Genomic DNA, 24026 nt, shown 5'->3' with positions numbered 1-24026 from the left:
TGGGCACAGTGACCTTCCTCGCCCAGGAACCGACGCTGGCCGATTTTGGCCAGGACCCGTGGTGGCTGGTCCTGATCAAGATTGTCTTCGCGTTCGCGTTCGGCCTGCTGGCCACGCTGCTCGGCGTCTGGTTCGAGCGGCGGGTCGTCGGCCGGATGGCGGTCCGGCCGGGTCCCAACCAGCTCGGCCCGTTCGGCCTGCTCCAGACGCTCGCGGACGGCATGAAGATGGCCTTCAAGGAGGACATCCTGCCGCGCTCCGCGGACAAGGTCGTCTACTTCTTCGCGCCGGTCATCTCGGTGGTCTGTGCGGTCACCGCGCTGTCGGTGATGCCCTTCGGCCCGATGGTCAGCATCTTCGGGCACCAGACGCCGTTGCAGGTCACCGACGTCTCGGTGTCGGTGCTGCTGGTGCTGGCCTGCTCGTCGATGGCGGTCTACGGCGTGGTGCTGGCGGGCTGGGCCTCCGGCTCGACCTACCCGCTCCTGGGGGGCCTGCGCTCCAGCGCGCAGCTGATCTCGTACGAGGTCGCGCTGGGACTCTCCATCGTGGCGGTCTTCATGCTCTCCGGCACGATGTCGACCAGCGGGATCGTCGCGGCCCAGGGAGAGCGCCCCCAGCTTGATTTCTTCGGCTTCGATGTCTCGGCGCCCGGCTGGTACGCGATCCTGCTCTTCCCGAGCTTCGTCATCTTCTTCATCGCCATCGTCGGGGAGACCAACCGGGCCCCGTTCGACCTGCCCGAGGCCGAGTCCGAGCTGGTCGCCGGCTTCATGACCGAGTACAGCTCGCTGAAGTTCGCGCTGATCATGCTCTCCGAGTACGTCGCCATGGTGACGATGTCGGCGTTCACGGTGACGCTCTTCCTCGGCGGCTGGCGCGCGCCCTGGCCGCTCAGCATCTGGGACGGGGCGAACGCCGGCTGGTGGCCGATGCTGTGGTTCTTCGGCAAGGTCCTCCTCCTCGTCTTTGTCTTCGTCTGGCTGCGGGGCACCCTGCCCCGGCTCCGCTACGACCAGTTCATGCGCCTCGGCTGGAAGGTCCTGCTTCCGCTCAACCTGGTCTGGATCCTGGTGCTGGCGGGCTGGCTGAAGACCCAGGGCTGGGAGCGCGCGGACCGGCTGATCCTCTACGGGGCCATCGCCGGTGTGGTGCTGATCGTCACCCTGATCTGGCCGAACCGGCAGCCGGCGCCGAAGCCGACGCTGGCCGAGGAGGTCAACAACCGGCCGCCGGGTAGCTTCCCGCTGCCGCCGCTGGACCTTCAGGTACCACCGAGCCCGCGGACCCAGCGCATTGTCGCCGAGCGGGAGCCGGCCAACCTCGCCGACACGGACTCCAGGGAGGTGTGACGTGGGCGCGATCACCGGAACGTTCAAGGGCTTCGGGGTCACCTTCTCGCACATGTTCAAGAAGGTGGTCACCACCGACTACCCGTTCAAGCCGCCGGTCGCGGCACCGCGCTATCACGGGCGGCACATCCTCAACCGGCACCCGGACGGCCTGGAGAAGTGCATCGGCTGTGAGCTGTGTGCCTGGGCCTGCCCGGCGGACGCGATCTACGTGGAGGGTGGCGACAACACGGAGGAGGAGCGTTTCTCCCCCGGCGAGCGGTACGCCAGCGTCTACCAGATCAACTATGCCCGCTGCATCTTCTGCGGACTCTGCATCGAGGCGTGCCCGACCCGCTCGTTGACCATGAGCAACGAGTACGAGCTGGCCCGGGACAACCGCCAGGACCTGATCTTCACCAAGGAGCAGCTCCTGGCGCCGCTGCTGTCCGGTATGGAGCAGCCACCGCACCCGATGCGGCTGGGTGACAGCGAGAAGGACTACTACGTCGGCGCGTTGGAGAACCCGGGCACCTCAGCCGGGGCGGAGCGCTCGCCGATGGGCCCCGGCCGCTACCGGATCAGCGAGCACCCCGGTGTGCAGTTCCCCGGCGCCGACCAGGCCGCAGAGCGGGCGGACAAGGGAGACGGAGCATGACCTCGCAGACGCTGCTCGCCGCGGCGGGTTCGGTACCCGGGGGTGAGGCAGTCACCTTCTGGATCCTCGCCCCGCTGGCGCTGATCGGCGCGATCGGCATGGTCGCCGCCCGCAACGCGGTGCACTCGGCGCTGATGCTGGTTCTGACGATGCTCTGCCTGGGTGTCTTCTACGTGATCCAGGCTGGGCCGTTCATCGGCTTGGTGCAGATCATCGTCTACACCGGCGCGATCATGATGTTGTTCCTCTTCGTGCTGATGCTGGTGGGCCGCGGCGCCTCGGATTCGGTGATCGAGACGTTGCGCGGCCAGCGGGTCGCGGCGCTGGTGCTCGGCGTCGGGTTCGCCGGCCTCGTCGGCACCGGCATGTACCGGGCGCTGGCCGGTAGCACCGCCGTCGGTCTCGCCCAGGCCAACGCCGAGGGCAACGTGCAGGGCATCGCCCGGCTGCTGTTCACCAGGTACGTCCTCGCCTTCGAGCTGACCTCGGCGCTGCTGATCACGGCGGCGGTCGGTGCGATGGTGCTGGCGCACATCGAGCGGCGCCGGGAGGACCGGATGGACCAGCCCGCCACCATGCGGGCGCGGTTCCGTCCCGGTAACTACCCCGGCCCGAAGCCGGGCCCCGGCGTCTTCGCCACCTCCTCGTCGGTCGCCACGCCGGCCCGCCTGCCCGACGGCCGGCTGGCCGAGCAGAGCACCCCGGAGATCCTGCCGGTTCGTGAGCTGACCGCCGAGGACACGACGTTGAAGGGGACCGAAAAGTGAGCGAGTTCTTCTCGGTCGAGCCGAACTACTACCTGGTCCTCGCCGCGGTGCTGTTCACCATCGGCGCCGCCGGGGTACTCGTCCGGCGGAACGCGATCGTGCTGTTCATGTGCGTTGAGCTGATGCTCAACGCGGCCAATCTGACCCTGGTCACCTTCAGCCGGATCAACGGTGACCTCAACGGGCAGATCATGGCGTTCTTCGTGATGGTGGTGGCCGCGGCCGAGGTCGTGGTCGGACTCGCGATCATCATGGCGATCTACCGGACCCGGCGCTCGGCGAGCGTCGACGACGCCAACCTGCTGAAGTACTGAGGGGCCTGCGGTGATGGAGATTCTGGCGAAAGCCCCCGTCGAGCCGGTGGGCGCCGTCACGTACGGGACCGCCGAGGGGTTGCTCGGCAGCGTCTGGCTGCTGGTGGCGATCCCGCTGGTCAGCGCGGCGATCCTGCTGCTGCTCGGCCGGCGGGCGGACCGGTGGGGGCACTGGCTGGGTGTCGCGTCGGTCGGCGTCGCGTTCCTGCTGGGCCTGACCTACTTCTTCCAGCTCCGCGGCTTGGAGAACCGATCGGTTGAGCTGAGCCTCTGGGATTTCATTGCGGTCGGTGACCTCCGGGTGGACTTCGGTCTGCTCTTCGACCCGCTGGCGGCGGTCTTCGTACTGCTGATCACCGGGGTGGGCTTCCTGATCCACCTGTACGCGGTGGAGTACATGGCCCACGACCCGGGGCGTCGGCGGTTCTTCGCGTACTTCAACCTGTTCGTCGCCGCCATGCTCCTGCTGGTGCTCGGCAACAACTACGTGATGCTCTTCTTCGGCTGGGAGGGCGTCGGGCTGGCGTCGTACCTGCTGATCTCCTTCTGGTACGTGCGGCCCGCCGCCGCCACCGCTGGTAAGAAGGCGTTCCTGATGAACCGGGTCGGCGACGCCGGCCTGCTGATCGGCATCTTCATCATGTTCGCCACCCTGGGCACCACGCAGTACGACGAGGTCTTCAGCGGTGTCGGCTCGCTGACCGCCACCACGGTCCTGCTGCTCGGCCTGCTCCTGCTGCTCGGTGCGGCCGGAAAGTCGGGTCAGTTCCCGCTGCAGGCGTGGCTCCCGGACGCGATGGAGGGCCCGACCCCGGTCTCGGCGCTCATCCACGCCGCCACCATGGTCACCGCGGGTGTGTACCTGATCGCCCGCTCCAACCCGATCTTCTCGGCGAACTCGACGCTGCAGCTGGTCGTGGTGAGCGTCGGCGCGCTGACGCTGCTGCTTGGCGCCATCATCGGCATGGCCAAGGACGACATCAAGCGGGTGCTCGCCTGGTCGACGGTGAGCCAGATCGGTTACATGTTCCTCGGCGTCGGCCTCGGTGGCGCGGCGTACGCGTTGGCCATCGTGCACCTGCTGGCGCACGGCTTCTTCAAGGCCAACATGTTCCTGGGCGCCGGCTCGGTGATGCACGGGATGAAGGACCAGGTCGACATCCGGCGCTTCGGCGGGCTGGCGAAGTACATGAAGATCACCTGGTTGACCTTCATGGCCGGCTGGCTGGCGATCATCGGCCTGCCGCCCTTCTCCGGCTTCTTCTCCAAGGAGCCGATCATCGTGGCCGCGTTCGAGCGGGACGACTGGACGGCCTGGCTGTTCGGTATGGCGGCCCTGCTCGGTGCCGGCCTGACCGCGTTCTACATGACCCGGCTGTTCGTGCTCACCTTCCACGGCCCGGCTCGCTGGACCGAGGAGATCGACCACCCGCACGAGTCGCCGAAGCTGATGACGATCCCGCTGATTCTGCTCGCGGTCGGTTCGATCGGCGCCGGTGCCCTGATGGTCGGGCCGGTCCCCGAATGGCTGGAGGCGACCGCCGGACTGGGCGGTGGCTCGGAGGCCGCGCACGAAACGGTGCTCTCGCACCTCGCCATCACGATCCTGTCGATCGGGGTAACCGTGGTCGGCGCCGGGCTCGCCTGGTTCCTGTTCCGGCGTGGCACGGCCACCGAGCCGCAGCCGGCGGGGGTGCTGGTCACCGCCGCCCGGAAGAACCTCTACACCGACGCCGTCAACGAGACGGTGTTCGAGAAGCCGGGCATCTTCCTCACCCGGGCGCTGGTCTACCTGGACAACCGGGGCATTGACGGACTGGTCAACGCCCTCGCCGCCGGGGTCGGCGGTGGCTCGGGTCGGCTCCGGCGGCTGCAGACCGGCTTCGTCCGGTCGTACGCCACCACGATCCTGGCCGGTGCCCTGCTGGTGGTGGCGGCCTTCCTGGCCGTCGAGGCGGGGTGGCTGGTGTGATCGACATCAGGAGGCGGTCGGGGAACCCCGCGGTGGCCGCCGTCGGCGGACCGCACAGTGACGACGGAGGTAAGGCCGCGTAATGTCCGACTTCCCGTTTCTTTCGGTGCTCACCGTGGCACCGCTGGTCGGTGCCCTGGTGGTCGCCGTCCTGCCCCGCCGCCGGCCGGAGCTGGCCAAACAGGTGGCGCTCGGCTGGTCACTGTTGGTGCTGGCGCTCTCGGTGGTCATGTGGGTGACCTGGCAGACCGGCGGTGACCGGTTCCAGTTCCGCGAGTCCTATCCGTGGATTCCGAACTGGGGCGTCAACTTCACCCTCGCCGCCGACGGCATCGCGCTGGTCATGCTGATGCTGATCGCGCTGCTGGTGCCGCTGGTGATTCTGGCGTCCTGGCACGACGCCGAGTCGTCCAAGCGGTCGGTGCCGGTCTACTTCGCGCTGTTGCTGGTGCTCGAGTGCACGATGATCGGCGTCTTCGCCGCCGCCGACGTGTTCCTCTTCTACGTGTTCTTCGAGGTCATGCTCGTGCCGATGTACTTCCTCATCGGCAGTTACGGCGGGCACCAGCGGCAGTACGCGGCCGTGAAGTTCTTCCTCTACTCGCTGGTCGGCGGCTTGTTCATGCTCGCCGCGGTGATCGGCCTCTGGGTGGTTGGCGGAAAGACCTTCGACTGGGTGGCGCTGTCGCAGGTGGACATCTCCACCGGTGCCGAGCGTTGGCTCTTCCTCGGCTTCTTCATCGCCTTCGCCATCAAGGCCCCGTTCTTCCCGTTCCACACCTGGCTGCCGGACGCCGGTGGTGCCGCCCCCGCGGGTGCCGCCGCGCTGCTGGTCGGGGTGCTCGACAAGGTCGGGACGTTCGGTCTGCTGCGCTACTGCCTGCCGCTGTTCCCGGACGCGGCCAAGTGGTTCGCGCCGTGGGCGCTGGCGCTGGGCGTGATCGGCATCATCTACGCGGCGCTCCTCGCGATCGGTCAGAACGACCTGAAGCGGCTGGTGTCGTACACCTCGATCGCGCACTTCGGCTTCATCGGGGTCGGCATCTTCGCGTTCACCAGCCAGGCGGCCACCGGCGCGGTGCTCTACATGGTCAACCACGGGCTCGCCACCGGTCTGCTCTTCCTGGTGGTCGGGATGCTGGTCGCCCGCCGGGGTTCCGCGCTGATCAGCGACTTCGGCGGCGCCGGCAAGCTGGTTCCGCTGCTGGCAGGGGTGCTCTTCTTCGCCGGTCTCGCCTCGCTGGCGCTGCCCGGCACCGCACCGTTCATCTCCGAGTTCCTGGTGCTGATCGGCACCTTCTCGGTGAACAAGCCGGTGGCGGTGATCGCCACGCTCGGGGTCATCCTGGCCGCCGCGTACGTGCTGTGGATGGTGCAGCGCACCACCCAGGGCACGCTCAACCCGGCGCTGACCGAGGTCGAGGGGATGAAGCGTGACCTGAACCTGCGCGAGAAGGTCGTGGTGGCCCCGCTGGTCGCGCTGATCCTGCTGCTCGGCTTCTACCCGAAGCCGGTCACGGATGTCATCAACCCTGCGGTCCAGGCGACCATGCAGGATATCGGCAAGACTGACCCGGCCCCGTCGGCCGGAACTCCACAGGAGGCGAGCCGGTGAGCGAGCTGAAGCTTCCGTCGATCGACTACGCGGCGCTCGCGCCGACGCTCATCTTGTTGGGCGCCGCTCTGGTCGGTGTCCTGGTCGAGGCGTTCGTGCCGCGCCGGCTGCGGCACGTGGTGCAGCTCGCGGTGGCGCTGCTGGCGGTGCTCGGTGCGCTGACCATGGTGGTGTTGAACGCCAATGATCGTCTGGTCACCATCGGTGGGGCGATCGCCATCGACGGGCCGGCGCTCTTCCTGCAGGGCGCGATCCTGGTGTTGGCCGCGATGGCCTTGCTGCTCATTGGCGAGCGTACGGTCGAGCGCGGTGGGGCGTTCGTGGCGCAGGCGGCGGTGACCGCCGAGTCGGCGGACGACCGTCGGCAGGCCGAAGGGGCCCCCGGTCTGACCGAGGTGTACCCGCTGATCAGCTTCGCGGTCGGCGGCATGCTGATCTTCGTGGCGGCGAACGACCTGCTGACCATGTTCATCGCGCTCGAGGTCCTCTCCCTTCCGCTCTACCTGCTCTGCGCCCTGGCTCGCCGCCGGCGGCTGCTGAGCCAGGAAGCGGCGATGAAGTACTTCCTGCTCGGCGCGTACGCCTCGGCCTTCTTCCTCTTCGGCGTCGCGTTGGTGTACGGCTTCACCGCCGGCACCCCGGATCGGGCGGCGGGGGTCGACTTCGCCACCATTCACGCCGCGGTCGCGGAAAGTTCGTCCAGCTCGGTGCTGCTCTTCGGCGGTATGGCGTTGATCGCGATCGGCCTGCTGTTCAAGGCCGGCGCCGCGCCCTTCCACGTCTGGACGCCGGATGTGTACCAGGGGGCGCCCACCCCGATTACCGGCTTCATGGCCGCCTGCACGAAGGTCGCCGCTTTCGGCGCCCTGCTGCGGGTCTTCCACGTCGCTTTCGAGGGTGCCCGCTGGGACTTCACCCCGGTCCTCGGCGTGGTGGCGGTGCTGACCATGCTCGTCGGGGCGGTGCTGGCGGTTACCCAGACCGACATCAAGCGGCTGCTCGCGTACTCCTCGATCGCCAACGCGGGGTACCTGCTGGTCGGGGTACTCGCGCCGACCAGCGACGGGGTCTCCGGAACGATGTTCTACCTGGTCGCCTACGGCTTCTCGGTGTTGGCCGCGTTCGCCGTGGTCACCCTGGTCCGGGACGCCGATGGCGAGGCCACCCACCTGTCCCGCTGGGCAGGTCTGGGCCAGCGGTCGCCCTTCTACGCCGGGCTGTTCACCTTCATCCTGCTCGCCTTCGCCGGTATCCCGGCGACCAGCGGCTTCACGAGCAAGTTCGCGGTCTTCAGCGCGGCGTTCGACGGCGGTCAGGGCTGGTTGGTGATCGCCGGTGTGCTCACCAGCATGGTGCTCGCCTTCCCGTACCTGCGGGTGGTCGTGCTGATGTGGCTCTCCGAGCCCGGTGAGTCCACTCCCGCCGTCGTCATGCCGGGCTGGCTGACCTCGGCCGCGCTGACCATCGGTGTGGCCGCCACCCTGGTGCTCGGCGTGTTCCCACAGCCGCTGCTCGATCTCGCCGCAGGAGCCGCAGAGTTCGTGCGGTGACACCGCCAATCCGGGGCCGGCACGTGACCTCCGTGCCGGCCCCGGGGCTGTTCTCAGAGGTCATGGACGCATTCGCGGGCGCCCTTTGGGCCATCCCCGCCCCGGGGTCGACGGTACTGGTGTGGCATGGTGGGAGGCGTGGTGAATCCGGCTGACAAGCTTTCGGGTGCCACCGGCGTGGGCAGTCATTCCGGCCGGGGCGGCGTGGGTCAGTTGGGTGCCGTCGGGTTGCATCCGATTGACGCGGGGCTCCCGGATTCGGCGCTTCAGGTGCTGGCGGGGGTCGAGGCCGCGCTGCGGGCCGATGTCGTCAGCGCCGACCCGTTCGTCACCGAGGCCGCCCGGCACCTCCTCGACGCCGGTGGCAAGCGGTTCCGCCCGCTGCTGGTGGCGCTCGGCGCCCAGTTCGGTGATCCGACCCGGGCGCAGGTGGTGCCGGCCGCCGTGGTGGTGGAGCTTACCCACCTGGCCACGCTCTACCACGACGATGTTATGGACGAGGCGGCGGTGCGTCGGGGGGGCCCGAGCGCCAATTCGCGGTGGACGAACTCGGTGGCCATTCTGGTCGGTGACTTTCTCTTCGCCCGCGCCGCGGATATCTCCGCCGACCTGGGCACCGAAGCTGTCCGGCTGCAGGCGCGGACCTTCGCCCGGTTGGTGCACGGCCAGATCGCGGAGACGGTGGGGCCGCGTCCCGGGGTGGACCCGGTGGCGCACCACCTGCACGTGATCGCCGAGAAGACCGGCTCGTTGATCGCTACCGCGGCCCGGTTCGGCGGGATGTTCAGCGGGGCCAGCCCGATGCACACCGAGGCGCTGGCTGGTTACGGCGAGACCATCGGGGTCGCCTTCCAGCTCTCGGACGACCTGTTGGACATCTCCAGCGAGGCGGAGCGCTCCGGCAAGACGCCCGGTACCGATCTCCGCGAGGGTGTTCCCACCCTGCCGGTGCTGTATGCCCTCGCGTCGGACGATGCTGACGCCGCGTCGGTGCGGCTCCGGGAAGTCCTGGCGGTCGGTCCGCTGACCGACGATGACCTGCACGCCGAGGCGCTCGGACTGCTCCGGGAGAGCCCGGCGTTGAAGCGGGCCCGGGAGACGGTGCGGAGCCATGCTGAGGAGGCGCGCGCGCAGCTTGCGCCGCTGCCGTCGGGTCCGGCCCGGCAGGCTCTCGAATCCCTCTGCGACCAGATCGCAGACCGGACCAGCTGACCACAGCTATCGAACCGGGGGTGGTGCCTCCGGCAGCGGACATCACCTCGGTTCCGCAGTGGCCGGGCGCTCCCGTGTGGCCATAGCGTGATCAACTCATCACTGGCAGTGGATAATGATCTGGTGATCTCTGCCCGAACAGGCGTTTCCTACCGGTCCTGAATTTCATATGGTGTAAGTCCCCGGCTGCGGAGGTGGTTGTGCGCGACCCCCTGGCGGAGCCTTCGGACCTCATCCGAAGCGTGTCCCGCGCGCTACGAGTGCTCGAGTCCGTCGGTCGTGCCCCGAAAGGGTTGACTGTCAAACAGATCGCCCGACGGTGCGAGCTGACCGTGGCAACCACGTACCACCTCGTCCGCACCCTGGCGTACGAGGGCTACGTGATCCGGCGCGAGGACGGCACGTACATCGTGGGCCTGGAGATAGCCGACCGCTACCGTGAGCTGGTCAGCGCCTTCCGCGGACCGCCGACGGTCGGGGAGTCCCTGCGCCGGGCCGTCCTCGACACCGGCTACAGCCACTTTCTGGGCCGGTTCATCGGGGGCAAGGTCGCCATCACGGCCACCACCGAAGGCCCACGCTCCCCCTACCTGGAGGACCTGGTTCCCGGCTTCGACGAGGGGGCGCACGCCACCGCACTCGGAAAGGCGCTGCTCGCGACCCTCACCACCGAACAGCGGCTGCGCTACCTGCGGGAGAACGGCATGCGCCCGTTCACCACCGGGACGCTGACCACCATTGAGGCGTTCGAGGTCGACCTCGCGGCTGGCGAGCGGCGGGGGATGCAGCTGGAGCTGGGGCAGTACCGGCCGGGGGTGGCCTGCGCGGCGGTGTTGGTGAGCCCTGACAAGGATGTGGAGCGGCGGGTGGCGCTCGCCTGTGCCCTGCCGGCCGGCGAGATGATGGCCTCCGCCCGGGTCGTTCGGGCGAAGCTGCTCACCACTGCCCGGAGCATCGCCGACTGCCTCGTCGGAGACCCGTGACCGAGGCGAGGTGCGGGCCGGGTGCCACGGGGAACGGGCCCTCACCCACGCTGGGAGAGGGCCCGTTCGCGCCCGGAGGGGCCGAGGGGAGCTGGGCGGTCAGCTACCGATCGGGCCGCCATCCAGGCGCCAGGTGACCACCACACCCGGCTTGGCGTAGTCGCCGTCCGGCCAGGTGGAGGCGGGGTTCTCGATCGAGGCGCCGGAGATCTCCCCCGGGTGCTGCACGGCCACGAAGACCGAGCGGTTGTCGCCGGTGATGAACGGGCCGCAGGTCTCCGCGCCGACGGGCACGGTGAGGAACTGCTTCAGGTGGCCGCGCTCCGGGCCTTCGATCGGCGTGGCGAAGAGGCCGTCATTGCTGCCCAGCGCGTTGCCGTCGGTGGAGATCCAGAGGTTGCCGGTGGCGTCGAAGGCCAGGTTGTCCGGGCAGGAGATCGGGGAGACCTTCGTCTTGTCGTACCCGGCGAAGTAGGTCGAGGAGTCCGCCGGGTCGCCGGCGACGATCGGCAGCGACCAGGTGAACGTCTCCGCCGAGTTGTCCCCGTGCTTCTCGACCAGCTCCAGCACGTGGCCGTGGCGGTTGGCGTTACGCGGGTTCGCCTCGTCCGCCTTCGGGTTGCTGTCCACCCCACGCCGGGAGTTGTTGGTGAGCGCCACATACACCTTGCCGGTGTGCAGGCTCGCCTCGACATCCTCGGGCCGGTCCATCTTGGTCGCGCCGACCTGGTCCGCGGCGAGCCGGGTGAAGGTGAGTACCTCGGCGGCGGTCATGCCCTCGATGTACGAGCGGTTGCCACTGACCAGCTTGATCCACCGGCCGCCGCCGTTGAACGCACCGTCGCTGGGCAGCTCACCGGAGCCGTCGATCTCGTCGGCGCTGGTGTAGTCCAGCTTGGCGACGTAGAGGGTGCCCGACTCCAGCAGGGTCAGGTTGTGCTCCCGGTCCCGCCAGGAACTCCCCTTCTTGAACTTCTTCTCCGACACGAACTTGTAGAGGTAGTCGAACCGCTCGTCGTCGCCCATGTACGCGACCACGTGTCCGCTCTTCGCCACGATGACGTTCGCGCCCTCGTGCTTGAACCGGCCCAGCGCGGTGTGCTTGCGCGGCCGGCTCTCCGGGTCGTACGGGTCGATCTCGACAACCCAGCCGAACCGGTGCGCCTCGTGCGGGTGCGCGGTCAGGTCGAAGCGCTCGTCGGCGCGGTCCCACTTCCGGTTCCCGCTCGGGTAACGGTCGGTGGTGTTGAAGCCGTACCGGGCCAGCTTCGGCTTCAGCTCCTCCGGGGCGCCGTCGCCGCCGATGAAGTACTGGTTGAAGTTCTCCTCGCCGGAGAGCACCGTACCCCAGGGGGTTACCCCACCGGCGCAGTTGTTCAACGTGCCGATGGCCGTGCGCCCCTTCGGGTCGGCCGCGGTCTTGAGCCAGTCCGAGCCGGCGGCCGGGCCGGTCAACTCGAACTTCGTCTTCGAGGCGGTCACCCGGCGGTTGTACGGCCGCTTGCCGGACTTGACCGGGCGCCACTCGCCGGTGCCCTGGACCCGCTCCAGCTCCACCACGGACATGCCGTGCGCGGCCATCGCGACCTTCAGCTGCTCGACGCTGAGCGAGTCCACGTCGGTGAAGCCGGGGAAAATCAGGTTCTCGTTGGTGTACTCGTGGTTGACCACGAGCAGCGCGTTCTTCCGGCCCAGCGGCAGCACGCCGACGAAGTCGTTGTTGTAGCCGAACTGCTGGGCCTGCGCCTTGGCCGTCTGCTTGTGCAGGTCGAACGGGGGCGCGCCCGGCACCACCTCGTCGCCCCAGCGGATGACCACCGAGTGGTCGTAGCCGTTCGGAACGATGAAGCTGTCCAGGGTGTTCGGTGGGACCGGCTTGAAGGTCAGCTTCCCGTCGCCGACACCACCGGGCGGGGCGGCGAACTCGGTCGCCTCCGGCGTCACCGGAGCGGAGCCGGCGGCGGAAGCGGCACCGCTGCCAGCGAGCGCCCCGGCGCCGGCGAAGCCTAGGACCAGCGCACCGACAGTGCCGGCGCGGACCACGCCGCGGCGGGAAACCTCGGCGTCCACCAGGTCGCCGAAGTAGGTGTTGTCCGAGGCGTTGGGGACCGGGTGGTCACAGGCGTTGCCACACCGGTAGAGACAGGTCATGACATCACGACTGCCGTGGCGGATGGAGCCGAGCAGCGGGAGCAGCCGAGGGCGGTCGCTCATGTGGAGGTGCCTCCTGGTTTCGATGGCGCACGCCGAGGTCAGCGAATGGCATGCGTACCAGCCGGAGGCTAGGAGGAGACAATTACCGCCAGTGTGCAGCCGTGTGAACCAAAGTTGAACTCCCGCGGTTGGACGGCTAACGCCGCAGTCACCTGGCCGGGGCAACCGCCGTGCATGCCGGTGCGTGCGGGCACGTCCGACGCCGACCACATGGTGTTCGGCAGCCGAGCCTCCTTCGGTGTACCCGACACCGCCGGACGGGTGTACTAGTCGCGGTCGAAGATAGCTCCGAGGATCCAGGTGACCACGCCGACGAAGAGTGCGCCGAGCACGGCGGCCGGCCAGAATCCGTCTACCTGGAAGGGCAGCCCGGCCTCGCCGGCGATCCAGCTGGTCAGCAGGAACAGCAGGCCGTTGACGACGAGTGCGATCAGACCGAGGGTGAGGAGGTAGAAGCCGCAGCCCACGGTCCTGATGATCGGCTGGAGCACCGCGTTGACGACGCCGAAGATCGCGGCGACGAGGATCAGCGTGGTGACCGTCTCAGTGGCCGATTCCGCATTTAGTGTGATGCCCGGGATCAGGAGTGTGGCCAGCCAGAAGGCAACCGCGGTGGTGCCCAACCGGATCAAGAGCCCTTTCAGGAAACCCATGGCGGAGAATGCTGCCACGGACCGTTCCCTCAGGGAAGGCTAGGGTCCTGGTTGCCGTGGAAAACCGGCCTGGAGCCAGCGGGTCTGGGTCCCCCGCGCCTCCGGCGCGAGCATCGCGAGCAGGGCCGCCGAACAGGCGGCGAGCAGGGTGCGACAGGTTCCATTACGTCGATTGACTCCGTATCGTATCTGTACTGGAGCGGGGTGTTATCGCCCGCGATGAGTCGGTACGGTCGCGCCGTCATGATCTTGTAGCCACCTTGTAGGTTGTACCCGAAACGGGTGCGCTGTCGCCGGGAGGAGCTGGCCTTGACCACATGGGAGCCGGCCACCGAGGCGGAGGTGACGCTGCGTGACGCGTTGCTTGCCAAGGATCAGCAACGATACTTCCGCGTCCTGGCCCGCACGGAGCTGTTGCTACCCGTCTCCGCGCAGGCGCTGGCCGGTCAGGCGCCGATGAACTGGGGCACCTGGACCACCGGTGGTCGAACCCACGTGCTGGCGTTCACCTCGGTTGCCGCGCTACGCGCCTGCCTCGGTGAGCATGCGGGCGCGAACCGCCGAGCTCCCTACGCTGAGCTTGCCGACCATTGGCCCAATCACGAGTGGTGGCTGGCGGTCAACCCGGGCCTGCCCATCGAGGGCTACCTGCCCGCTTGGTATGTCGCCCAGCTCTCCCGTGGCGACGTCCGCCTGCCCGGCCGCACGATGGGGACGCGGGCCCGGCTGGAGCGCGACGAGGCCTACTCCCGAACCCGTCCCTTCGGGCGCGGGGAAGGGGAGCCGGCCGCCGGGGCGAAGGAGCCGGACCGCGCTCCGCGGGCTGGCCAGACGCCCGAGGGCGTCACCCCCCTGCGCCCGTCACCACCTGCGTCGTCTCCGGCCGCGCCGCTGCGTACCCCAGCCGACCTGCGTGCGGCTACCCTCCGGCGGCCGACGATGGACGCTGGTCGTGTCGCCGGCGGTGAGCCGGTGACTCCCGGAGCTCGCCCGCCCGGGCCAGGCCTCGGCCACCAGCCCGTCAGTGGAGCCGCATCCCCGCGGGAGCAACCCCGGGGCCGCTCCGGACCACCCCCCAGTCGCCGCTCCTTCTTCGAACCGGCCGCGGGCCGTGGCGACCGGGATGAGCAGGGCGTCCGACCGTCACGCCTGGCTCGGGGCGCCCAACAGTTCCCGCGCCGGCGACCGGCCGGTGAACCGCCGCCGGTCGCGTCGCCGATGTTCTCGGCCCGAGCCACGACCCAGGTTGACCAGGACGCCGCTGCCCCGTCCGGCGAGACAGCACCCGGGCTGGTGCGGCAGCAGACGCCGACCGAGGAGACCCGGACCGTCCGTTTCCCGGTGCCCGACCCGGCGACACTTCGGCGGTACGCCCGCCGTACCGCCGAGGAGGAGAGAGCCCTCCAACCGCGCCCCAACTCGGCGGAGGCGGAGCCCGGCCCGATCACTGAGCCGGCGTCCAGTCCGCTACCCCGGCGAACGGCTCCGCCGACCGTGATCGAGGGGACGGTCGTTGATTCCCGGAACCTGATCGCTGCCGGTACGGCCGACGTCTCAACGACCGTACCGATGTCGACGATGACGGGCGTGGCCCCCGACCGCGGCGACTCGGCGGTACCGGCCGCCGGTGACCCGACGCTGCCCGACGCCGACGCCGACGTAGGGGCCGAAGCCACGCTCCGGATCGGCGTGGCGAGAGCGGATGACCTTTCCACGCCCTCGCCCACGCCCACGCCCACGGCAGTTGTGCCCCCGGATTTCGAACCGGCCAATGAGGTCGAGGCGGACCTCGTCACGGCAGCCATCAGCGGCAACACCGACACATTCCTGTCGACGCTGCTGCTTGCCCAGGTGCTGCTTCCGGTGGCAGCCGACTCGGCACCGGACAGCCGGCCCGGCGGCACGGGGTTCGTCTGGCGGACCGAGGAGCAGGATGGAACGGCGTCCGTGGTCGTCTACACCTCCCCGGAGCGGCTCGCCGACCACACCGCCGGGACAGTCGAGACCATCCGAGTCCGCTTCGTGCAGCTCATTCAGCGTTGGCCCGACCGGTCGTGGTCGTTCGCCGTCAACCCGGGAACTCCGATCGGTACGACGATGCCCGGTGAGCAGATCGTCGGGCTGGCCAACTGGGCGGCGGAGGTGGGCCTGGGTGCGGATCGGCCGGAGCCGGAGCCGGAGCCAGGGTTGGAACCAGAGCCAGAGCCAGCGGCGCCGGCCGCGTCGGCGCCGGCCGACTCACCAGCAACTGCCGACCGGCCGCGTTACCGGCCGCCGAGCCCCGACTCCACGACTCCCGTCCTGATGCAGAAGGCGGTGGCTTCCAGCCAGCTCGCCTACTATCTGGACCGGGGGTACGACCGTGTCTCCGGTTTCGTGCACCGGGCGGCTGAGCTGGCACACCTGACCACCCCGGCTCAGCTTTACGACGCGCTCGGCCTGGGCTACCCCGGTTCTCCCTTCGAGCGGAGCGCCGAGAAGATCTACGTACTGCGGTGGCCGGCGTTCCGACCTAACCTCTACCGCATCCCGTACGGCGGGCAGAGTGAAGCCGCGATGCGGGCCATGGAGGGTTGGGTGATCGAGCGGCCGCCGTTCCGTGGCAACGGCTTCGCCCCGAGCGAGAGTAGCGATGTCGTGGCGGAGTTCAAGGTCGACAGTGCCCGGCTGCCGCACGGCGCACAGCTGTGGCGGATCGGCGCGGACGGCGCCGAGCGGCTCGTCGCCACGTTGGATGTGGACGCACTGCGGTGGCGACAGGCGGGTGACGGGTGAGACGGGACGGGTACGTGGCTCGCTGGCGGGACCGCGAATACCAGGCCAGCCCGGACGGTGACGACATCCGGCTCTATCAGCACGAGCCGGATGCGGGCTTCACCCCGCTACGCGCCGGCCGCCACCTCCGCGTCGTGCCGGCCGTCGAGGTCGACGAGCTGACGTACATCCGCACCACCTGCACCTGGCAGGGACAGCCGTTCATCGTGTTGGGCGAGCACGACGGCTGGCTGCGGGTCGAGTACACGGGTGGGCGCTGGCCAGTCGCCGAGGCGATGGGTCTCGAGGCGTTCGACTACGGCGTCTACCAGGGCTGGGCACCGGCCGCCGACGTCCGCGACCTGCGGGAGCTTCGCGTCTAGCGCCGGTCAGCTACGACTTCGCCCAGCGCAGGATCTCGCCGAGCACGATCTCCGGGGCCTCGAGGTGTGGGAAGTGCCCGACCTGGTCGAGCAGGCGCCACTCGTACGGGGCCACCACGTACCGGCCGGAGCCTTGGGCGGTACGCGGCAGGATCGCCCGGTCGAGGGCGCCGTGTAACTGGAGGGTCGGCGTGACGAGAGGCTTCTGCATGAGCCGAACGAAGCGGTAGCCGTGCAGCCGTAGCGCTGACCGGAAAGCCCACCGGTAGCCCTCCAGGGCGCAGAACGCCGCCTGCGGGATCTGCATCGCCGTCCGGCACCGTGCCGCGTACGGCTCGAACTCGGGGCTGTGCACCCAGCGTGGCCCGGCCCAGCGGCGCAGGATCTCCGCTACCGCCGCCCCGTCGTCGCGGGTCAGCACGTGCTCGTAGCGTGGCAGTTGGAACAGCAGCGTCGGGGTGGAGGCGGCGAACTGGCCACGTGGATCAGCGAAGATCGCGGCCCGTAGCCGGAGCGGGTGCGGGGCGCCGAGCACCACCAGTCGGCGGACCAGCGTCGGGTGGAACGACGCCGCTGTCCAGCCCAGTAGCCCGCCGGCGCCGGAGCCCACCACGGTGGCGGAGCGCTCACCCAGCGCCCGGATCAGCCCGGCGACATCGCCGGCCAGGGTGTATCCGTCGTACCCCCGGGGTGGCTTGTCACTCGCGCCGTAGCCGCGTAGGTCGACCGCGACTGCCCGGAAGCCGGCGTCGGCGACCGCCGGTAGCAGGTTGTGCCACGCCCACCAGTGCTCCGGAAAGCTGTGCAGGAAGAGCACCATCGGGCCGGTCCCGGCCTCGACCACGTGGAACCGGCTGCCGTTGGCGCCGACGAACCGGTGCGTCCACGGCCCCTCGGCGAGGACGCAGGACTCGTCAAGGGCCCTGTGGTGCTGCTCGGTCATGTGCCACAGCCTAAGGCCCGGGTCATAACCGGTCCGGACGCGTGGCGGACGAGCCTGGAGCCGAGCCGAGCCTGGAGCCCGAGCCTGGAGCCGAGCCCGAGCCCGAGCCCGAGCCCGAGCCGAACCCGTGCCGGTGTCGGTGTCGGCGCCAGGGAAAGGCGATGCCCGAGCCGGTCACCGGCCCGGGCATCGCCCTCGTGTGGTTCTCGTTACTTGAAGCGGACCTTGATCGACGTGCCCTTCTGCTTCAGCACCTCGATCTTCGTGCCGGTCGCGGGGAGCTTCACCCCGTGGTTGGGCAGCTCCTCGTACCAGTACTTCTGGGTGTCGTCGAAGAGCGGCTGCGCGGCCTGGCCGCGGATGTACTGCGGCTGGCTGTCGATGTGCAGCGTGAACGAGTCCGCCTTCTGGAGGCTGAACGGCGCGTCGTACACCTGGACCCGGGCCCGCCATGGTTCGCCGGTCAGGTTGTAGATCGGCCGCGGGCGCGAGTCGATGTAGAGGTTGCGCCCCTCACCCGGGTGCGCGAACGTGTCGTTGTCCGCCCAGCGGGTGTTCCAGTAGGAGATCAGCAGACCCTCCTGGTACGCGTAGTGGTCCACCCAGTCCGGGCGGGTGTTCGCGTACCCGAAGTAGTACGGCCCGGTCTTCAGGTACTTGTCGTACGAGACGTACGACCGGTGGCCGGCGATGTAGTAGTTGTCGAAGAGCTGGGTGTACTGCTCCTCGGCGATGCTCCAGCCGGCGAGGTTCCAGTCGCCGGCACCGGTCTCCCCACCGTCGTTGAGGATCGTCTCGCCGTCGGCGGTGACCGTGATCTCGTCGCCGAAGAAGCCGCCCTCGGAGACCCCGCCGTCGGTCTGGTAGCGCAGCCGGAACTGGACTGACTTCCCAGCCTGGGCATCCATCGGAAGGTTGACGTCGACCCACTCGTCGTTGCTACTGCCGTCGAGGGCGAACCGACCGGGGGAGATCTCCTTGAACGGCGTGCCGTCGGCGGTACCGGGCAGCGGCGTCCAGGTGTCCCCACCATCCTCCGACACCTCGAAGAAGAGGTAGTCGTAGTCGGCCTCGATGCTGTAGCGGCCCTTCATCGTCAACGCGGCCGACGACTTCCCGGTGAGGTCGAGCGTCCGGGTCATCGTGTTGTTGAGGCCGTCCTCGTTGCCGGAGAAGAACTGCTTCGTGCCGGCGAACGGTGCGCCGTTGTCGAACTCGTACTCGCGCTTCGGGAGCACGACCACGGCGGCCTGCGGCTTCTTGGAGTTGTATGCCTGTGGGCCGAGGGTCATGGTGCGCTTCTGCCCCGCGACGACCACCTCGTAGTCGAGCCAGCCGAGCTGGAGCTTGTTCCAGGCACCCAGGTCGCCGCCGCGCTCGCCGATGCCACCGTCGCCCTCGGCACCGAGCCGGCTCTGGGCCATCAGCGTCCAGTGCTCGTTGTTGTTGTCGCCGCCACTGACCACGTTGTAGTCGTCCGGCAGGCCGAGGTCGTGGGCGTACTCGTGGTAGAAGACGCTGCGTCCGCCGTTTTCCGGCTGGATCGTGTAGTCACCGATCCAGATGCCGGTGTCGCCGATCTGGGCGCCACCCGCCGGGAAGTTCGGCGGGCCGGTGCGGCCCTGGTCGGACGCGAACGCGTACCACCGGTGGCTCCAGATCGCGTCCTCGCCCTGGTGCGGGTCGCTGTTGGCCATGTCGCCACCGGAGTGGACGATCTGGAAGTGGTCGATGTAGCCGTCGGGCTCGTTGAAGTCGCCGTCGGAGTCGTGGTCGTACCGGTCCCACCGGTCCATCGCCTGGAGATCATCGGCGATCTCCGCGTCGGTACGGCCAGCGGCCTTCTGGTCGGCGACCCACTGGTTCGCGGCGTCCCGCACCAGGGTCCAGACGTTGGTGCAGACTCTGCCGCCGCAGACCGCCGGATCGTCACCGTTGGCGTCGGTCGGGTCGTCCAGGGAACGGCCGTAGCGGGCCGCGTTGTACTGGACCTTGACCCAGTCGGTGACCGTACCCTCCACGCTGTACCGGCCCGAGGACTGGGCCTCGAAGTACTGCTTGACCGACTCGTCGCCGTCCGCCTCGCCGAAGTACAACGTCCGGAAGTGGTCGGCGCTGTAGTCCGCCTGCCAGCTCGTGGAGTTGTCCAGCGCCCGGTTGGGCTCCGGGATCTCGTTGTGCAGCGGGCCGTCGAACCGTGCCGGGCCCGGCCAGGTGGGGGCGGTGTCCTGGTCGGGATAGGCCGGGTGCCGCTCGTTGCCGAACTCGGCCAGGATCACGAAGATCCGGTCCGTGTTCTCCCGGGAGAGTTCGACGTACTGGTCCTTCTTGCCACGGTGACCACGGGCGGTCGGGGAACCGCCGTCCGTCTCACCGACCTTGACGACAGTGCTGCCGTTGACTCGCTGCGAGGTCGCCTCGCCGGAGAGGACGCTGCTCAGGCCCTCCTGGCGCAGGGCCCGTCGCTTCTCCTCGAGCGGGTTGGGCAGATCGTGGTCAACGTGGGCAGGCTCTGCGGCTGAGGGAGCCGATGTCGGCTGCTGGTGCTTCGGCGCGGCGCTGGCGGATGGTCCGACCGCCAGTCCCGTTGCCGTCAGCGAGAGCCCGAGTAGACCCACTGCGACTTTGCGCACGCGGTACCTCCGGGTGTGAAGGAAAACCGGCCTAGCGGGGGCATGGGCCGGCGCGACGATCCCACGGATGGGACCACTGGTGAAGATAGACATCGTTGCTGATGAGGGGAAGACTGTCCGAACACTTTGTTGCAAGAAGTTGTTTGCACGGCGTTCCGGCGTCATACACCTGCCGGCCAGTTGAGCCCCCCGCAACCGGCCGGCACCGCCGGTGCGCTCCGGCTCAGTCCTCGCCCCTGCCAGCGCCCATGCCGGTGGCGATGAGCTCCATCACCGAGGAGTCCTGCAGCGTGGTCACGTCGCCCAGCGACCGGTTCTCCGCCACATCCCGCAGCAACCGTCGCATGATCTTGCCGGACCGGGTCTTCGGAAGCTCCGGCACGAGCATGATCTGCCGCGGCTTCGCGATCGGGCCCAACGTGCGTGCGACATGGGTGCGCAGGTCCGCGATGAGCTGAGCTCCCGCCGCCCCCTCGGTCTCGGCGCTGGCTCGGGGGATGGCGAAAGCAACGATCGCCTGCCCCGTGGTCGGATCCGTCGCGCCGACCACCGCCGCCTCCGCCACCGACGGGTGCGACACCAGGGCCGACTCCACCTCGGTGGTGGAGATGTTGTGCCCGGACACCAGCATCACGTCGTCCACCCGGCCGAGCAGCCAGATGTGGCCGTCGTCGTCCTTCTTGGCACCGTCCCCGGCGAAGTACACCCAGTCGTCGCCGACACCCGCACCGGCACCGAAGCGCGACCAGTACGTCTCCACGAACCGGTTGTCGTCGCCCCAGATGGTCCGCAGCATCGACGGCCACGGGTCCCGAAGCACCAGGTAGCCACCGCCGCCGTTGGGCACCGGCTGACCCTGGTCGTCCACCACGTCGCCGCTGATCCCCGGTAGCGGGGTCATCGCCGACCCCGGCTTGGCGTGGGTCACCCCGGGCAGCGGAGAGATCATGATGGCACCGGTCTCGGTCTGCCACCAGGTATCCACAATCGGTAGCTTTCCCCCGCCGACGTGCTGCCGGTACCACATCCAGGCCTCCGGGTTGATCGGCTCGCCGACGCTGCCCAGCAGGCGCAGGGAGGACAACTCGAACCCGGCGGGGATCTCCTCACCCCACTTCATCATCGTACGAATGAGAGTTGGGGCGGTGTAGAGGATCGTCACCCGGTACTTGTCGACCAGCTCCCAGAACCGGCCCCGGTGCGGGGTGTCCGGCGTGCCCTCGTACATGACCTGGGTGGCGCCGTTGGAGAGCGGTCCGTACACGATGTACGAATGGCCGGTGACCCAGCCGACGTCGGCGGTGCACCAGAAGACATCGCGCTCCGGTTTGAGGTCGAAGACCCCGTGCATCGTGTACGAGGCCTGGGTCAGGTAGCCGCCGCTGGTGTGCAGGATCCCCTTCGGCCGGGCGGTGGTGCCGCTGGTGTACAGGATGAACAGCGGGTGCTCGGCGTCGAAAGCGGCGGCCTGGTGCTCGGTCGACGCCCGCCCGACCGTCTCGTGCCACCAACGGTCCTTCGCCGACCAGGCGCATTCCTCGCCGGTACGCCGGACCACCAGCACGTGCTCCACCGACGGGCAGTTCGACACCGCCTCGTCAACGGTCGGTTTGAGCGCGGAGGGCCGACCCCGGCGGTAGCCGCCGTCGGCGGTGACCACCACCTTCGCCGTGGCGTCCTGAATCCGATTTGCCAACGCGTCGGCGGAGAAGCCGCCGAAGACCACACTGTGGGTGGCGCCGATCCGGGCGCAGGCCAGCATCGCCACCACGGCCTCCGGCACCATCGGCAGGTAGATCGCCACCCGGTCGCCGGCCGTCACCCCGAGCTCGGTCAGCACGTTCGCGGCCTGGCAGGTCAGCTTCGTCAGCTCCGCGTAGGTGATCGTCCGGGTGTCACCCGGCTCGCCCTCCCAGTGGATCGCGACCCGGTCACCCCGGCCGGCCTCGACGTGCCGGTCCAGGCAGTTGTACGCCACGTTCAGCTGACCGCCGACGAACCACTTCGCGAACGGCGGCTTCGACCAGTCGAGTACCCGGTCCCACGGCTTCGTCCAGGTCAGTCGCTGGGCCTGCCGTTCCCAGAAGGCCAGCCGGTCGGCGCCCGCCGCGGCGTACGCCGCACTGGTGACATTGGCGCTCGCGGCGAGCTCGGCCGGCGGCGGGAACTGGCGCGTCTCGTGCAACAGGTTGGCCAACGCCTCGCTCATGCTGCTCCCTCGTCGCTCGGGGTGACCTGCGTCTCGGTGCAGAGGTTAGCCCGCCGGCCGGGCGCAGGCGACAGTCGAGAGCGACGGATCGCGCCGAACGGAGCCTCCCCCGCGCCGGGTGGCATGGCACCCCGGCCGGTGGCGCGCCGGTGGCATGGCACCCGGCGGGCAGTGTGAGCGGTCCCGTTAACGTGGCGGGGTGACCGATGACCCGCTCGCCCCGCTGCTCGCCCTCGCCGATGTCGCCGCTGCCGTGGAGCGGGCCCGCGAGCGCTTCGACCAGGCGCAGCGGCACCGGGCCCTGCGCCGGCACGGCGGTCGGGTGGCCGCGGAGGTCAGCCTCCGCTGCGCGGTGGCCAGCGCTGCCCTCGAGGGGCATACCCATGATCGCGAGGAGGTTCGCGCCGGCACCGTCACCGAGCCGGTGCTACAGGGCGCGCTGCGGGTCGCCGGGGCGCTACCCGGGCTGACCGACCTCTGGCCGAAGGCGCCCCGGCAGGCGCTCGCGAAGCTGCACGTACTCGCCGCGCGGGAGTTGGTGCCGGAGACCGACCTGGGACGCCCGGTGCCCGATGCGGTGGTGGCGGCCCGGCTGGACGGGCTGGCCGCCCTGGTGGCCGGGGGAACCGCGGCGCCGCCACTGGTGCTCGCCGCGGTTGTCCACGGCGAGCTGTTGAACCTGCGGCCCTTTGCCGGCCCGTCCGGGGTGGTCGCCCGTGCTGCCGCCCGGCTGGTGCTGATGTCCCGGGGCGTTGACCCGCGGGGCCTGCTCGCCGTGGACGTCGGGCACCGGGAGCGGGAGCCGGAGTACGTCGGGTCGGCCGGGGCCTTCGCCACCGGAACCCCGGATGGGCTCCGTTCGTGGCTGCGGCACTGTCTGAGCGCCGTCGAGGTGGGCGCCGACCAGCTCACCGCGATCGGCGATGAGGTGCTCGCCGCGACCCCGTAACCTTCCCCGTCCGACCTACCCCGCGCCCGATCCGGCGCAGCCGGCTGCGGTGGTCAGGTCGTCGGGGCAGTCCGGGCCCGACGGTACCGGCCGTACCAGGCGATGCCGATCGCCACGCCAACCCCGACGCCGAGCGCGGCGGCGGCGACCGGAACGGCGGGGCGATCCCGCAACCGCCGCCCCAGTGGAATCGGGTGCCGGAACTCCAGCACCGGCCAGGAGTTCTCGGCGGCGAGCTTGCGTAGCTGGCGGTCCGGGTTGACTGCGGTCGGATGGCCGACGCACTCCAACAGCGGGCGGTCCGTGTACGAGTCCGAGTAGGCGTATGAGCCGCTGAGGTCGTAGCCCCGCGTGAGCGCCAGCTCGCCCACCGCGTCCACCTTGGCCGGGCCGGCCGCGTAAAACTCGATCTCCCCGCTGTAGTGGCCGTCCACCACGGCCATCCGGGTGGCGATCACGTCGGTCACCCCGAGTAGCGCCCCGATCGGCCGGACCATCTCCTCTCCGGAGGCCGAGACCAGCACGACATCCCGGCCGGCAGCCTGGTGCTCCTCGATCAGGACAGCGGCTTCGGCGTACACGTAGGGGTTGATCAGCTCGTGGAGGGTCTCCGCGACGATCTGTCGGACCTGTTCCACCTGCCAGCCCTTGCACAGCGCGGCGAGGTAGTCCCGGGTCCGGGCCATGGTCTGCTCGTCGGAGCCGCCCAGCCGGAACATCAGCTGCGCGTACGCCGACTTGACCACGTCTCGTCGGGTTATCAGCCCGTCTCGATAGAACGGCCGACCGAACGCCAGTGCACTTGACTTGGCGATGACGGTCTTATCCAGATCGAAAAAAGCGGCGCTTTGGCCCACGGCGCGCAAGTCTAGCCCGATGGTCTATC

18 protein-coding genes are annotated in these 24026 nt (G+C 69.4%); 12 read left to right on the top strand and 6 right to left on the bottom strand.

Annotated features, from left to right (window positions below):
• The first annotated feature begins 8 nt into the window (after nucleotides 1-8).
• The 9 genes from nuoH (at nucleotide 9) to H0524_RS05060 (ending at nucleotide 10402) form a co-directional block, all read left to right on the top strand.
• Nucleotides 9-1352, top strand: coding sequence for an NADH-quinone oxidoreductase subunit NuoH (nuoH, locus tag H0524_RS05100; RefSeq protein ID WP_180197570.1), 1344 nt, complete (start codon nucleotides 9-11; stop codon nucleotides 1350-1352).
• A 1-nt stretch (nucleotide 1353) separates the two neighbouring features.
• Nucleotides 1354-1989: an NADH-quinone oxidoreductase subunit NuoI gene (gene nuoI / locus H0524_RS05095; protein ID WP_012015255.1), complete on the top strand. Its 636-nt coding sequence runs from the start codon at nucleotides 1354-1356 to the stop codon at nucleotides 1987-1989.
• A complete protein-coding gene (locus tag H0524_RS05090) occupies nucleotides 1986-2756 on the top strand; it encodes an NADH-quinone oxidoreductase subunit J (RefSeq protein WP_018727599.1) in 771 nt (256 codons plus the stop codon). Before nuoI ends, H0524_RS05090 begins: the two co-directional genes overlap by 4 nt.
• Nucleotides 2753-3070, top strand: a complete 318-nt coding sequence (gene nuoK, locus H0524_RS05085) for an NADH-quinone oxidoreductase subunit NuoK (RefSeq protein WP_018217166.1) — start codon at nucleotides 2753-2755, stop codon at nucleotides 3068-3070. Before H0524_RS05090 ends, nuoK begins: the two co-directional genes overlap by 4 nt.
• Before the next feature lie 13 nt (nucleotides 3071-3083).
• Nucleotides 3084-5042 carry an NADH-quinone oxidoreductase subunit L gene (gene nuoL / locus H0524_RS05080; RefSeq protein WP_180197625.1) on the top strand — a complete coding sequence of 653 codons (1959 nt, stop codon included), beginning with the start codon at nucleotides 3084-3086 and terminating at the stop codon, nucleotides 5040-5042.
• A gap of 82 nt (nucleotides 5043-5124) precedes the next feature.
• The gene (locus tag H0524_RS05075; protein WP_180197569.1) at nucleotides 5125-6657 is read left to right on the top strand and encodes an NADH-quinone oxidoreductase subunit M; all 1533 of its coding nucleotides are present in this window, start codon (nucleotides 5125-5127) and stop codon (nucleotides 6655-6657) included.
• On the top strand, nucleotides 6654-8207 hold the full coding sequence (gene nuoN / locus H0524_RS05070; RefSeq protein WP_180197568.1) for an NADH-quinone oxidoreductase subunit NuoN: 1554 nt from the start codon (nucleotides 6654-6656) through the stop codon (nucleotides 8205-8207). Before H0524_RS05075 ends, nuoN begins: the two co-directional genes overlap by 4 nt.
• Before the next feature lie 126 nt (nucleotides 8208-8333).
• Nucleotides 8334-9419 (top strand): polyprenyl synthetase family protein, encoded by a 1086-nt coding sequence (locus H0524_RS05065; protein ID WP_180197567.1) that lies wholly within the window; start codon nucleotides 8334-8336, stop codon nucleotides 9417-9419.
• Between the two features lie 200 nt (nucleotides 9420-9619).
• On the top strand, nucleotides 9620-10402 hold the full coding sequence (locus tag H0524_RS05060) for a helix-turn-helix domain-containing protein (RefSeq protein WP_180197566.1): 783 nt from the start codon (nucleotides 9620-9622) through the stop codon (nucleotides 10400-10402).
• 99 nt (nucleotides 10403-10501) lie between these two features.
• Here H0524_RS05060 and H0524_RS05055 read toward each other — a convergent pair whose 3' ends face one another.
• Nucleotides 10502-12616, bottom strand: a complete 2115-nt coding sequence (locus H0524_RS05055) for a PhoX family phosphatase (protein ID WP_180197565.1) — start codon at nucleotides 12614-12616, stop codon at nucleotides 10502-10504.
• A 266-nt stretch (nucleotides 12617-12882) separates the two neighbouring features.
• Nucleotides 12883-13269 carry a phage holin family protein gene (locus H0524_RS05050; RefSeq protein WP_180197624.1) on the bottom strand — a complete coding sequence of 129 codons (387 nt, stop codon included), beginning with the start codon at nucleotides 13267-13269 and terminating at the stop codon, nucleotides 12883-12885.
• Between the two features lie 309 nt (nucleotides 13270-13578).
• Here H0524_RS05050 and H0524_RS05045 point away from each other — a divergent pair, with 309 nt between their 5' ends.
• Nucleotides 13579-16044, top strand: coding sequence for an SseB family protein (locus H0524_RS05045; protein ID WP_180197564.1), 2466 nt, complete (start codon nucleotides 13579-13581; stop codon nucleotides 16042-16044).
• Nucleotides 16041-16406 carry a hypothetical protein gene (locus H0524_RS05040; RefSeq protein WP_180197563.1) on the top strand — a complete coding sequence of 122 codons (366 nt, stop codon included), beginning with the start codon at nucleotides 16041-16043 and terminating at the stop codon, nucleotides 16404-16406. The genes H0524_RS05045 and H0524_RS05040 overlap by 4 nt, the downstream gene beginning before the upstream one ends.
• Nucleotides 16407-16416: 10 nt before the next feature.
• On the opposite strand, the gene H0524_RS05035 is transcribed toward H0524_RS05040, so the two are convergent.
• The 3 genes from H0524_RS05035 to acs all read right to left on the bottom strand — a co-directional run bounded on the left by H0524_RS05035 (nucleotide 16417) and on the right by acs (nucleotide 22191).
• Nucleotides 16417-17349 (bottom strand): alpha/beta fold hydrolase, encoded by a 933-nt coding sequence (locus H0524_RS05035; RefSeq protein WP_180197562.1) that lies wholly within the window; start codon nucleotides 17347-17349, stop codon nucleotides 16417-16419.
• A 209-nt stretch (nucleotides 17350-17558) separates the two neighbouring features.
• A complete protein-coding gene (locus H0524_RS05030; RefSeq protein WP_180197623.1) occupies nucleotides 17559-19967 on the bottom strand; it encodes an immune inhibitor A domain-containing protein in 2409 nt (802 codons plus the stop codon).
• A 238-nt stretch (nucleotides 19968-20205) separates the two neighbouring features.
• Nucleotides 20206-22191: an acetate--CoA ligase gene (acs, locus tag H0524_RS05025; RefSeq protein ID WP_180197561.1), complete on the bottom strand. Its 1986-nt coding sequence runs from the start codon at nucleotides 22189-22191 to the stop codon at nucleotides 20206-20208.
• Nucleotides 22192-22390: 199 nt separating this feature from the next.
• Between acs and H0524_RS05020 the strand changes: the two genes are divergently transcribed.
• A complete protein-coding gene (locus H0524_RS05020) occupies nucleotides 22391-23140 on the top strand; it encodes an oxidoreductase (RefSeq protein WP_180197560.1) in 750 nt (249 codons plus the stop codon).
• A gap of 53 nt (nucleotides 23141-23193) precedes the next feature.
• Here the strand turns inward: H0524_RS05020 and H0524_RS05015 are convergent, their stop codons facing one another.
• Nucleotides 23194-23997, bottom strand: coding sequence for an HAD family phosphatase (locus H0524_RS05015; RefSeq protein WP_180197559.1), 804 nt, complete (start codon nucleotides 23995-23997; stop codon nucleotides 23194-23196).
• Between the last annotated feature and the right edge of the window lie 29 nt (nucleotides 23998-24026).

Origin of the sequence: Salinispora sp. H7-4, from assembly GCF_013416675.1 — a bacterium.
Lineage (GTDB): Bacteria > Actinomycetota > Actinomycetes > Mycobacteriales > Micromonosporaceae > Micromonospora > Micromonospora vitiensis.
Note: the sequence above shows the minus strand (reverse complement) of the source record. Positions and strands in the feature narration are given on the sequence as shown.

Bases quoted from the DNA above. Each gene is read 5' to 3' on its own strand.
- H0524_RS05035 (WP_180197562.1), bottom strand. From the start codon at position 17,349: ATGACCGAGCAGCACCACAGGGCCCTTGACGAGTCCTGCGTCCTCGCC.
- H0524_RS05090 (WP_018727599.1), top strand. From the start codon at position 1,986: ATGACCTCGCAGACGCTGCTCGCCGCGGCGGGTTCGGTACCCGGGGGT.
- acs (WP_180197561.1), bottom strand. From the start codon at position 22,191: ATGAGCGAGGCGTTGGCCAACCTGTTGCACGAGACGCGCCAGTTCCCG.
- nuoL (WP_180197625.1), top strand. From the start codon at position 3,084: ATGGAGATTCTGGCGAAAGCCCCCGTCGAGCCGGTGGGCGCCGTCACG.
- H0524_RS05065 (WP_180197567.1), top strand. From the start codon at position 8,334: ATGGTGGGAGGCGTGGTGAATCCGGCTGACAAGCTTTCGGGTGCCACC.
- H0524_RS05050 (WP_180197624.1), bottom strand. From the start codon at position 13,269: ATGGGTTTCCTGAAAGGGCTCTTGATCCGGTTGGGCACCACCGCGGTT.
- H0524_RS05055 (WP_180197565.1), bottom strand. From the start codon at position 12,616: ATGAGCGACCGCCCTCGGCTGCTCCCGCTGCTCGGCTCCATCCGCCAC.
- H0524_RS05075 (WP_180197569.1), top strand. From the start codon at position 5,125: ATGTCCGACTTCCCGTTTCTTTCGGTGCTCACCGTGGCACCGCTGGTC.